Origin of the sequence: Fibrella musci (assembly GCF_041321105.1) — a bacterium.
Lineage (GTDB): Bacteria > Bacteroidota > Bacteroidia > Cytophagales > Spirosomataceae > Fibrella > Fibrella musci.
This window is the reverse complement of record NZ_JBGGWD010000005.1, coordinates 713138-723048: the sequence shown is the minus strand read 5'-3', so window position 1 is coordinate 723048 and position 9911 is coordinate 713138. Positions and strand designations below refer to the sequence as shown.

Below are 9911 nucleotides of genomic sequence, written 5' to 3'. Positions count from 1 at the left end.
GCGCGAAGAACGCGAAGAGTCATTTTCTAAGAAAACTCTTCGCGTTCTTCGCGCCCCCTTTGCGCCTTTGCGTTCTCTTAAACTTCGGAAGTTGGCTTTTTCAGGATGGCGAAAAATTCGATGATGAAGCCAGCCGCTACAACCAGTGGGCCGAGCGTGAGACCCATGAAGCCAAAGCCGAACTCTTCCGAGTCGAGCGTCATAATCAGGAAGCCCGCCAGTATCGCCACAATGCCCGCGATCATCAGCTGGTAATTGGCTTTCCCAAACGGCATTTCCGACGCAAACGCCGGTTCAGTTTTGCTGCCCAGTGGCGTCGTGTAGGTCGTCGCCTGCGGGGCTTTTGGTGTTTTTAAATGAGTCGTTTCCATAAGGACTAGTTTGATATTTATCGTTTGATGTTTGTCGTTCGGGTGCAAGGCAAAACCTTAAACGTCAGACGACAAACATCAAACAAAGTTTAGTACAATTCATCCAGTGACAGGCCGAGGTAGCGGTTTACGGCCTGAAGCGTGCTTAAAAAACCAATCAACATACCGAGCACCACCAGCGCACCCGCCAGCATCAGCAGGTGCAGTGGATCGGTTAACGTACCCAGTTCGGGCAGGCTCACCAGGGCGATGTACCAGAGGATAATCAGAATCGTCGAGGCAATCACACCCGCCATCAGGCCTTGCGTAAGACCACGTAGCAGGAACGGCTTGGTAATGAAGCCGTTGGTTGCTCCCACGAGCTGCATGCTCCGAATCAGCATCCGCTGTGAATACAACGCCAGCCGGATCGTGTTGTTCATCAGCACCACGATAATCACCAGTAGCACCAACGCAAAGCCAGCCATCACGGCGTAGATTTTGGTAATGTTCCGATTGATATTGTCGACCATGTTTTCGGGGTAGACGACCTCAAAAACACCGTCAAGCTTTTCGACACTTTCCTTCACTTCCTTCAGTTTGTCTTCGGCGAAATAATCCTCGCGGAGCCGAATCCGATAACTGGCGTGTAGCGGATTGTCGGTCAGGAATTGCGTGAAGTCTTCCTTCGTTTCGGCAATAAACTCCCGGGCGGCGTCATCTTTCGAGACGTACCTGATCTGCGGAGTCGAGCCTTCAGTGACGACAAATGGTTCATTGGCCAGCTCTTTGGCCAGTTTTGTTCGGTCACTGTCGCTAAGGTCACTGTCCAGAAAGGCCCGCACCTCGTTGCTTTCCCGCACCTGCGTCACCAGCCGTTTCGACTGGATAGCCAGCAGGCCACACGCCCCAATCAACAGCAGGGCCAGCGTCAGGCTGAACAGGATTCGTCCGGTTGGGTAGCCACCCACATTACTCTTTCTACGCGCCATTGAGCAAAAATAGGCTTTTTCCGTACAACGCCGGGAAACACGCCTTCGTGTGTGGTATTGAATTAGGAAAAATTAACGGCCATGTATCGTTACAACCTCTTGCGGCGCACACCTGGGCGGCCCATTGAGTGGCAGCAAGAAGTCCTGATTCAGGTACGTTATGGTGCTGACGCGTGGGAGACGCAAGGGATTGCGCGGTCCGCCGCCGCGGTCTCTACTTTTTTGCTGTGGCACCAGTCGCCGGTGCCGACGTACCTGCTGGCGTGTTAACCAGCGCCTGGTACACCAGCATCTTAAACTTGTCGTTCAGATCGTTGTAGGAGTTGGGCACTTTTTGGGTCATCACCATGCCGATGATGCCGGTTTGTGGGTCGGCCCAATAACTAGTGCCGAAAAAGCCGCCCCAGTCGAATGTGCCTTCCGAGTTGGGTAGCCGGGCGGCGGTTTGGGCAGTAGCCAGCGCAAAGCCAAGGCCAAATTTGCGGTCGCCGATGCTCAGGTTACCGATCTGGTTCGACAGCATCATCCGGACGGTGGACGGAGCCAGTAGCACTTTGCCATTATACTGCCCGCCATTGAGTAGCATTTGCAGGAAAATGGCGTAGTCGGAGGCCGTCGACACCAGGCCCGCGCCCCCCGAGAAATACTGCCCCGCCTGATTGGGGTAATCGGGCGATTGGTTTCCCTGCATGGTCATCGCGATGGGTTGACGTTGCTGATTTTCGGAGTACAGCGTGGCGAGGCGGGCGTGTTTGGCGGGGGGCAAATAAAAATACGTATCGTTCATGCCCAGCGGCTCGAAAATGCGCGTGCGGAAAAACTGGTCGAGTGGTTGCCCCGACAGCACTTCAACCAGCCGGCCGAGCACGTCGGTGCTGAGGCTATACGTAAAACGTTCGCCGGGGTTGTGCATTAACGGCAGCTTGGCCAGCGCGTTGACACTCGCCGACAGGCTGAAAAACGGCGTACCGATGCCGCTGGGAATGTTGACCTTGGCGTAAATGGCGTTGGCTTCTTTGGTGCCGATACTGGTGTAGCTAAGCCCCGATGTGTGCGTAAGCAACTGCCGGATGCTGATTTCGCTGCGGGCGGGTTTGGTGGTATAGCTCGAATCTTTCTCGTTGAATTTATCGAGCACAACAGGGTTTCTAAACGCCGGAATATAGGCCGAAATGGGGTCGTCGAGCAGAAAACGGCCTTCTTCCAGCAGCATCAGTACCGCCAGGCTGGTGATGGCTTTGGTTTGCGAGGCAATGCGCAGGATAGCGTCGCGCTGAAGCGGTTGGTCTTTTTTCGGACCATTTTTCCCAAACGCCTTGTAATAAATAATCTGTCCGTTGCGGCTGATGAAGCCAATGACGCCCGCCTGTTTCTGATCAGCAACGTACTGTTGCAGAAAGCGGTCCATGCGTTGCAGCCGCTCGGGGCTGAAGCCAGCCGCTGCCGGGGAAGCGACTTCTTTGACGGTATACGGTTGGGCAACAGCGAGTTGTAGGGTGAATAGAAGGGCTCCCAGTAACAATATGTAGCGTGTCATTCGGTTTAGGTAAAAACAGTTTAGACGAAGCTACTGGTTTTTTAACTTGTCTCCATCAGCGGCCCATGGCTTCTGCCCGATTGCTACTTTTGTGCCATTAGTCAGCCGCCCGACCAACGCCCTATCACCAATGATCAAGCTAAAAGCCGTTCATCACATTGCCATCATTTGCCGCGACTATGAGCGGTCGAAACAGTTCTACACCCACATACTGGGGTTCAACCTCGATCAGGAGGTGTATCGGGCCGCGCGTGAATCTTACAAGGCCGACCTCTCGTTAAACGGGCAGTATGTGATCGAGCTGTTTTCGTTCCCGAATCCACCCAGCCGCCCCAGTCGGCCAGAAGCAACGGGGCTGCGGCACATCGCGTTTGTTGTCGACGACATCGAGGAAAGTATTCGCCTGCTCAACGCCAAAGGCGTTCAGACGGAGCCGATTCGGGTGGATGAGTTCACCAACCGGCGGTTCACGTTCTTTGCCGATCCCGATGATCTGCCGATCGAACTGTACGAGCAACAATGAAAGAAGCGCGTTGGTAACCACCAACGCGCTTACTGGCCGTTAGGCAACGGTTTCCCGCCAGCGGGCCACGTCTTCCGGCGTATCCAGATCAATGCGACCTTGCTCGAAAGGCACAGACGCTACGTCGTCGGGGTTCTGCTGAACGAGCAGCCGCGCACCGGTGTCACCTGTGAGTTGTTGCAGGGCTTCGTAATAGGCAGGACGAAACAGAATGGGCACGCCAAGTGTATCACCGTATTGGCTGGCCACAATGGGCTTATGCGTCGAACGGGCCGTTTCAATTAGTTGCTCCACCAGCGCCCGACTCACATAGGGCTGATCGGTCAGCAGAATCAGGATGGCCTCGGGCTGGGTAGGGGCCAGCAATGCCACACCCGCTTTGATCGAACTCGCCATGCCCGATTGCCAGTCGGGGTTGGGTAACTTCCGTACTTTGAGGTCGTGGAGCGCCTCGGAAACAGCCTCGGCATGAGCGCCTACCACCACTACGATTGGCCCGGCGTTGAGGTCAACGGCGAGCTGAGCCATGTGGCGTACCAACGGCTGTCCGTTCTGTTCCAGCAATTGTTTGGGCTCGCCCAGCCGCGACGATTGCCCGGCTGCTAAAATGATGGTTCCGATCGTCATGAGAAGATAAGTTTTGTCAGGGGGCGACTAACCGCTTAGGCTTCGCCTTCCAGCATCAGGGCTCCGACCGTCACGTTGCTGGTTTCGTCGATGAGAATGGCGCCGCCGTTGGCCCGGTTCTGCGAATACGGATCGAACGCAATGGGTTGAGCCGTTTTCAGCACCACCCGCGCCAAATCGTTCAGTTTCAGACTCTCGACGTCGGTTACCTGTTCGTAGGTTTCGATGTTAAGTTGATACGGAATCTCGCGCACCACACAACGCGTGCGGGACGTACCTACCTGCAAGACATACTTGCTGCCGACCGAAAACGTCTTCGTGTCCATCCAGCAAAGCATGGCCTCGACGGTCTGGCTCACAACGGGCTGTGTCGCCGATGGTACGATCAGATCGCCCCGGCTCACGTCGACATTATCGGCAAGGTGCAGAATAACCGACTGGTTTACTGTAGCCTCCTGAATGTCCTGCTCGTTGCTCTCAATGCGCGAGATGGTCGACGTTTCGCCCGAAGGGAGCACCGTAACGGCCTCGCCCAGGCGGAACGTACCGCTCGTAATTTTACCCGCATAGCCCCGGTAATCGGGCAGTTCGGCGGTCTGAGGACGCAGCACGTATTGGACAGGGAAGCGGCCCAGCGTGTGGTTGGTCGTATCGTCGATGTCGATGGTTTCGAGGTGATTGAGCAGCGTCGTGCCATCATACCAACTCATGGCCGTCGACCGGTCTACCACATTATCGCCGTTGAGGGCGCTGATGGGGATATACGTGATGTCGGGGATGTTGAGTTTCTGCGCCAGCTCGGTATACTGAATGCAGATGTTGCTGAATACATCCTGTGAAAAATCGACGAGGTCCATCTTGTTCACAGCTACCACCACGTGCTGAATTCCCAACAGCGACGCAATGAGCGAGTGCCGACGGGTTTGCTCCACCACGCCGTGCCGCGCATCGATCAGAACGATGGCCAGTTGGCAGTTCGACGCGCCCGTCACCATGTTGCGGGTATACTGAATGTGCCCCGGTGCATCCACGATGATAAACTTGCGCGCGGTAGTCTGAAAATACCGATAGGCTACGTCGATGGTGATACCCTGCTCGCGTTCCGAGCGGAGGCCGTCTGTCAATAGGGCCAGATCTACATCGCCGTTGTCGCGGCTTTTGCTGGCTTTTTCGACCGCTTCGAGCTGATCGGCCAGAATGGATTTTGAATCGTAAAGCAGCCGACCGATGAGGGTACTTTTCCCATCATCCACGCTGCCACAGGTAATAAATCGTAGTAAGTCCATGTAATGTAAATTGTGTCAGGTTGGGTCGAAGAATCGTGTAAAGCCTTTGCGCCCCAAACCGTCTTTAAGCATTTGGTCACGAGTCCATATTAAAGCGTCGTATTCTAAAGCGAGGGCTACAAATGGGGCGTCTTTCTCGTCAATCCCTGAGCAAAGGCGGTAGGCCTCAATGATGTTGCCTAACGAAATAGATTCTTCATTTACAAACCGTACTTTTTGCAGCGTGATGGCCAACAATTCATAAAGAGTGGCTTCCTGCACTTTAGATTTTTGCAGAATGGTGTCCTTGTGAATGAATATTTCGACTACCAAGTAGTTTGGTGCAATGAACTGCAGATCATCACGCTCGATGATATCACGAACATAATTATCGGCAGTGCGTAATGCACCAAAGAACAGATTGGTGTCGATGACAATTGTAGTCATTCGGTTCCGCGCAGAAAGCGGTCTTTGTTCTTTGCCCACCAATCTGCCTTAATCTGCTCGCCCAGTTCAACGATTGATTCGTCAAAATCAGCCTTTTCGATCAAGTGCTCCCACTTTAATCGATCAATCAGTTTTGTGATGATATCTTTCCTGAGATAACTTTCTTCAATACTGATAATTAGTCGATTGTCTTGCTTTTCAAGGGTTATTGGGTCCATGTCGCTTCGCTTTTAGTTTGTAACAACTAAGCTATTAAAAATAGCCACCTTTCTTGCGGTCTTCCATGGCGGCTTCGCTGAGCTGATCGTCCATACGGGTTTCGCCGCGTTCCGAGATGCGCGTCGCCTGAATTTCGGCGATCACGTCCTCAAGCGTGTCGGCACCCGACTCCGAGGCGGCGGTGCAGGAAATGTCGCCTACGGTGCGGAAACGTACCCGGCGCGTCACGATTTCGTCGTCGGCTTCGCGCTGAATTACTCCGTTGGCCGTTGCCATTAATTTGCCATCGCGGAGCAACAACTCGCGGTCGTGGGCAAAATACAGGCTCGGCAGGGCGATGTTCTCGCGGCGGATGTAATTCCAGACGTCGAGTTCGGTCCAGTTAGAGATAGGGAACACGCGCACGTTTTCACCCTTGTGGATGCGCCCGTTGTAGAGGTTCCAGAGTTCGGGCCGTTGGCGTTTGGGGTCCCAGGTGCCAAATTCGTCGCGCACTGAGAATACTCGCTCTTTAGCGCGGGCTTTCTCTTCATCGCGGCGGGCACCACCAATGCAGGCATCAAACTCGAACTCTTCGATCGTATCCAGCAACGTAAACGTTTGCAGGCCGTTGCGGGTGGCGTTGCGGCCGGTGGGCTCTTTCAGCTTCCGGGTACGTATGGTATCTTCAACGTACCTGACGATGAGTCGTTCGCCAAGGCTGTCGGCCAGCCAGTCGCGGAAATCGAGGGCTTCCTGAAAGTTGTGGCCCGTGTCGATGTGCACGAGCGGAAACGGAAATTTGCCGGGCCGGAACGCCTTGCGGGCCAGGTGCACGAGCGTGATCGAATCTTTGCCGCCCGAAAATAGCAAAGCGGGCCGCTCAAACTGACCGGCCACTTCGCGCATGATGTGAATCGCTTCCGATTCGAGTTGATCTAGGTAATCCAAAGTACGTTTTTAGTTTACCGTTTTCAGTTTTCAGTTGCTTCGCCTGTGGTCGCGATGAAACGGAAAACTCAAAACTCAATTAAGGTTTAAAGGCCTCCTCGTGCGTGTGGAGGCCGCATTCTTTCTTCGAGTTGTCTTCCCACCACCAACGACCCGCGCGGAAATCTTCGCCGGGTTGAATGGCGCGGGTACAGGGCTGGCACCCGATGCTCACAAAGCCCCGGTCGTGGAGGGGGTTGTAAGGTACGTTATGCGCTTTCACATACTGCTTCACGTCGTCGAAGGTCCAGTTGAGCAGCGGGTGAAACTTGAACAGCTGATGGGCCTCATCCCATTCCAGCTGCGTCATGTCGTGGCGGTTGGCCGACTGCTCAGCGCGGATGCCGGTGATCCAGATTTTCTGACCTGCCAGAGCCCGGTTCAGGGGCTCGACTTTGCGAATGAAGCAGCATTCTTTCCGGTTCTCCACCGACTCATACATGCTGTAGGGGCCTTTGGTGGTCATCAGTTGCTCCACTTTCTGCTGATCGGGATACATGGTCTCGATGGGCAGTCCGTAACGACTAAGCGTTTTGTTCCAGACTGAATACGTCTCACCAAACATGCGGCCGGTATCCAGCGTGAAGAGGCGAACCGGCAACTCGTTGGTGGCAATCAGGTCGGTGATGACCTGATCTTCGTAGCCCAGACTGGTTGAAAAAACAACCTGACCGGGAAAGAGCTCCGTCAGTTTGCGAAGCGCGTCGACCTCATTCAGGCCCGCCAATTGGGCTGAAAGCGATTCGAAGGAGGAGGTAACTGATTCGGTAATCATACGTATTGTAGGTACTTCTTTCGGATTAAAAAGGCAGCAAGCGTGCCCAGCAAACACTGACTGTACCCCGCCACGATCAGCCAAAAGGCAAAACGTTCACTTTCCAGTTCGGTTTCAGGATGAACCAATAAGCGAATCAACAGGAAGTAGATAAAGACAGCTGCTATGTGGCTAAGCACATACCGCCTGAAATAACGCCACGGATAGACTAGCAGAAAACTCCATACGAACGCGCTGATTGGCAGAACAATCAGAAACAGCCAAAGTATGAGTTGTGGGCCTATCATAAGCTACTTCAGGACTACCGCCTTCCCCGTTTTGGCAGACTGGCGGGCGGCATCCAAAATCTGGACGACAATCAGGTTGTTTTCTAATGACGTAAGCGCGTCGGGTTTGGTTTCACCACGAAGCAGCCGGGCCAGGTACGTAAACGGGTCGGTAGCAGGGGCTTCGGTCTGAGGCGCTTCCATCGCGCGCTCGGCTTTATCGCCTTTGTAGCGAGCCCGCATGCGCGTTCCGTCGATTGTGTGAACGTACCCAGTTTGGCCATATACTTCCATGTCTTTGCGACCAAACGGCCAGTTCCACGACGCCTGAACAATCGCCTGCGCCTTTGGATACGTCAGAATGATGGTGGCTTCGTCATCCACTTTCGGGTAAATGTCGGATTTAATCTGCTGGGTCACCGCCTCTACCGCGATGGGTTTCTGGCCCTGCATCAGCCAGGTTGAGAGGTTGGCGCCGTAGCAGCCAAAGTCGAACAGCGCCCCGGCGCCGTTGCCGATAGGGTCGGTCAGCCAGGCCAGAAACTCGGGGTTACAACCAATTTCTTTGGGACCTTCGTGACCGTCGTGCACGACAATTTTGCGGATGTCGCCAATCGCCTTGTCGGTGTGGGCTACCGTGTAAGCGCGGTGATTACTGCCATACCAGGTGGTTTCGTAGTTGGTCAGCAACTGCACGTTGTGCTTGCGGGCCAGCGCGGCCATCTTTTGCGCATCTGGGTACGTTGTCGCCAGCGGCTTTTCCACCATGATATGAATACCCCGTGGTGCGGCGGCTTCTACGGTTTTCCGGTGATCGACAATCGCGCCGAAATCAAGTACGGCTTCGGGCTTGGCTTTGTCGAGCATGGCGTCGAGCGAAGGCGAAACCAGCGCCATATCGAATCCATATTGCTTGGCCAGTTGCTGAGCCCGGTTGCGATCGGTTTCATAGATGCCAACCAGCTCCAGGCCAGGGCGTTTGAACCGACTCAGAATCTCATGTACGTGAGCGTGCGAGAGGCCCGAAATGGCTACGCGTAACGGTTTTTGCGTTGACTGCGCCATCACGACTTGAGCAGTAAGGAGGGTCAGTAGGAGTAGTACGTGCTTCATTGATCGATAGTGGTGGAGGTAGGGAAATTGAATCGTCGTACGTTAAGAAACTGGTTATGCAGATGATCAAAATCTTTGTCGACAGTGACTATGGTACCGCTAATTACTGAAGCAGTTGCCGCTATCCAAAGATCATTTTTGCCCATGTTTCGTGCCGATGTACCTAGCGGCTTGCCCGCCAGCCTGTTTTGACTGAATGCATCGATCTCCGCATACCGATCAATGAGTCCTTCACGTTATTAATATCGAGGGTAATAAAGCGGCTCAGGTACGTTTCTAAGGCGGCCAGGCGAGTGTCTCCCCACTTGTTCTGAAGGCCAAGGGACCGAATTTCCCCGATTGACACAACCGACAGGTAAACATCGTTGGTGTCGCTGCTCAAGCCCAACTCGTCCCGAATTTGATACGCCAGAGGCTTCTTTTGTAAATTCAGAATGATAATGTTGGTGTCGAGCAAATAGATCATGCTTGAAGCTGAGCCAATAGCTCAACCGTTTCGTCATCAATCGCGATGGTATCAGCTAATTGATCTAACTGACCCCAGTCTAGACCTTTGTAGGAATGCGACTTCTTTAGCGCCTCCAGATTATAACTGGCGATTATCGGGCGAGCCAACTGCTGGAGTTGCCGATCCGACGCTGTTCGTGGTTCGGCCAATGCCAGAAAGACAGACACGTTCAGACCCGCGACTTCTGCGGCTTGCGAAACCGACAGCTTGCCAGTCTGATACCAGCTCCGGGCTAGTGCCTGCCGTTCGGTGGGCACATCAAACGTATCAGGTACGTTGAATGTCAGTGTTTTCATGTCAAGACCGTTTTATATATAAAG

General features: G+C 53.9%; 13 protein-coding genes. 1 reads left to right on the top strand and 12 read right to left on the bottom strand.

Going from position 1 to position 9911, the window contains the following annotated elements:
- Positions 1 to 77: 77 nt before the first annotated feature.
- From ACAW74_RS19485 to ACAW74_RS19475, 3 genes are all read right to left on the bottom strand, one after another.
- Positions 78 to 371: a DUF3098 domain-containing protein gene (locus tag ACAW74_RS19485; RefSeq protein ID WP_370699896.1), complete on the bottom strand. Its 294-nt coding sequence runs from the start codon at positions 369 to 371 to the stop codon at positions 78 to 80.
- Between the two features lie 89 nt (positions 372 to 460).
- Positions 461 to 1342: a cell division protein FtsX gene (locus tag ACAW74_RS19480; RefSeq protein WP_370699895.1), complete on the bottom strand. Its 882-nt coding sequence runs from the start codon at positions 1340 to 1342 to the stop codon at positions 461 to 463.
- A 214-nt stretch (positions 1343 to 1556) separates the two neighbouring features.
- Positions 1557 to 2879 carry a serine hydrolase domain-containing protein gene (locus ACAW74_RS19475; protein ID WP_370699894.1) on the bottom strand — a complete coding sequence of 441 codons (1323 nt, stop codon included), beginning with the start codon at positions 2877 to 2879 and terminating at the stop codon, positions 1557 to 1559.
- Positions 2880 to 3009: 130 nt separating this feature from the next.
- Between ACAW74_RS19475 and ACAW74_RS19470 the strand changes: the two genes are divergently transcribed.
- Complete coding sequence (locus tag ACAW74_RS19470) at positions 3010 to 3402, top strand: VOC family protein (RefSeq protein ID WP_370699893.1); 393 nt, start codon at positions 3010 to 3012, stop codon at positions 3400 to 3402.
- Between the two features lie 39 nt (positions 3403 to 3441).
- On the opposite strand, the gene ACAW74_RS19465 is transcribed toward ACAW74_RS19470, so the two are convergent.
- From ACAW74_RS19465 to ACAW74_RS19425, 9 genes are all read right to left on the bottom strand, one after another.
- Positions 3442 to 4029: a nucleotidyltransferase family protein gene (locus tag ACAW74_RS19465; RefSeq protein ID WP_370699892.1), complete on the bottom strand. Its 588-nt coding sequence runs from the start codon at positions 4027 to 4029 to the stop codon at positions 3442 to 3444.
- 35 nt (positions 4030 to 4064) lie between these two features.
- Entirely contained in the window at positions 4065 to 5315 is a 1251-nt protein-coding gene (locus tag ACAW74_RS19460) for a sulfate adenylyltransferase subunit 1 (protein WP_370699891.1), read from the bottom strand.
- 15 nt (positions 5316 to 5330) lie between these two features.
- On the bottom strand, positions 5331 to 5741 hold the full coding sequence (locus ACAW74_RS19455) for a PIN domain-containing protein (RefSeq protein WP_370699890.1): 411 nt from the start codon (positions 5739 to 5741) through the stop codon (positions 5331 to 5333).
- On the bottom strand, positions 5738 to 5959 hold the full coding sequence (locus ACAW74_RS19450) for a hypothetical protein (protein WP_370699889.1): 222 nt from the start codon (positions 5957 to 5959) through the stop codon (positions 5738 to 5740). Before ACAW74_RS19450 ends, ACAW74_RS19455 begins: the two co-directional genes overlap by 4 nt.
- Positions 5960 to 5993: 34 nt before the next feature.
- A complete protein-coding gene (gene cysD, locus ACAW74_RS19445) occupies positions 5994 to 6890 on the bottom strand; it encodes a sulfate adenylyltransferase subunit CysD (protein ID WP_370699888.1) in 897 nt (298 codons plus the stop codon).
- Between the two features lie 79 nt (positions 6891 to 6969).
- Entirely contained in the window at positions 6970 to 7704 is a 735-nt protein-coding gene (locus ACAW74_RS19440; RefSeq protein ID WP_370699887.1) for a phosphoadenylyl-sulfate reductase, read from the bottom strand.
- A 290-nt stretch (positions 7705 to 7994) separates the two neighbouring features.
- Positions 7995 to 9083, bottom strand: a complete 1089-nt coding sequence (locus ACAW74_RS19435; protein WP_370699886.1) for a Gfo/Idh/MocA family protein — start codon at positions 9081 to 9083, stop codon at positions 7995 to 7997.
- A 163-nt stretch (positions 9084 to 9246) separates the two neighbouring features.
- A complete protein-coding gene (locus ACAW74_RS19430; protein ID WP_370699885.1) occupies positions 9247 to 9549 on the bottom strand; it encodes a type II toxin-antitoxin system VapC family toxin in 303 nt (100 codons plus the stop codon).
- Entirely contained in the window at positions 9546 to 9887 is a 342-nt protein-coding gene (locus ACAW74_RS19425) for a UPF0175 family protein (protein ID WP_370699884.1), read from the bottom strand. Before ACAW74_RS19425 ends, ACAW74_RS19430 begins: the two co-directional genes overlap by 4 nt.
- Between the last annotated feature and the right edge of the window lie 24 nt (positions 9888 to 9911).

Coding starts and splice junctions, on each gene's coding strand:
- ACAW74_RS19485 (WP_370699896.1), bottom strand. CDS start 371: ATGGAAACGACTCATTTAAAAACACCAAAAGCCCCGCAGGCGACGACC.
- ACAW74_RS19480 (WP_370699895.1), bottom strand. CDS start 1,342: ATGGCGCGTAGAAAGAGTAATGTGGGTGGCTACCCAACCGGACGAATC.
- ACAW74_RS19475 (WP_370699894.1), bottom strand. CDS start 2,879: ATGACACGCTACATATTGTTACTGGGAGCCCTTCTATTCACCCTACAA.
- ACAW74_RS19470 (WP_370699893.1), top strand. CDS start 3,010: ATGATCAAGCTAAAAGCCGTTCATCACATTGCCATCATTTGCCGCGAC.
- ACAW74_RS19465 (WP_370699892.1), bottom strand. CDS start 4,029: ATGACGATCGGAACCATCATTTTAGCAGCCGGGCAATCGTCGCGGCTG.
- ACAW74_RS19460 (WP_370699891.1), bottom strand. CDS start 5,315: ATGGACTTACTACGATTTATTACCTGTGGCAGCGTGGATGATGGGAAA.
- ACAW74_RS19455 (WP_370699890.1), bottom strand. CDS start 5,741: ATGACTACAATTGTCATCGACACCAATCTGTTCTTTGGTGCATTACGC.
- ACAW74_RS19450 (WP_370699889.1), bottom strand. CDS start 5,959: ATGGACCCAATAACCCTTGAAAAGCAAGACAATCGACTAATTATCAGT.
- ACAW74_RS19440 (WP_370699887.1), bottom strand. CDS start 7,704: ATGATTACCGAATCAGTTACCTCCTCCTTCGAATCGCTTTCAGCCCAA.
- ACAW74_RS19435 (WP_370699886.1), bottom strand. CDS start 9,083: ATGAAGCACGTACTACTCCTACTGACCCTCCTTACTGCTCAAGTCGTG.
- ACAW74_RS19430 (WP_370699885.1), bottom strand. CDS start 9,549: ATGATCTATTTGCTCGACACCAACATTATCATTCTGAATTTACAAAAG.
- ACAW74_RS19425 (WP_370699884.1), bottom strand. CDS start 9,887: ATGAAAACACTGACATTCAACGTACCTGATACGTTTGATGTGCCCACC.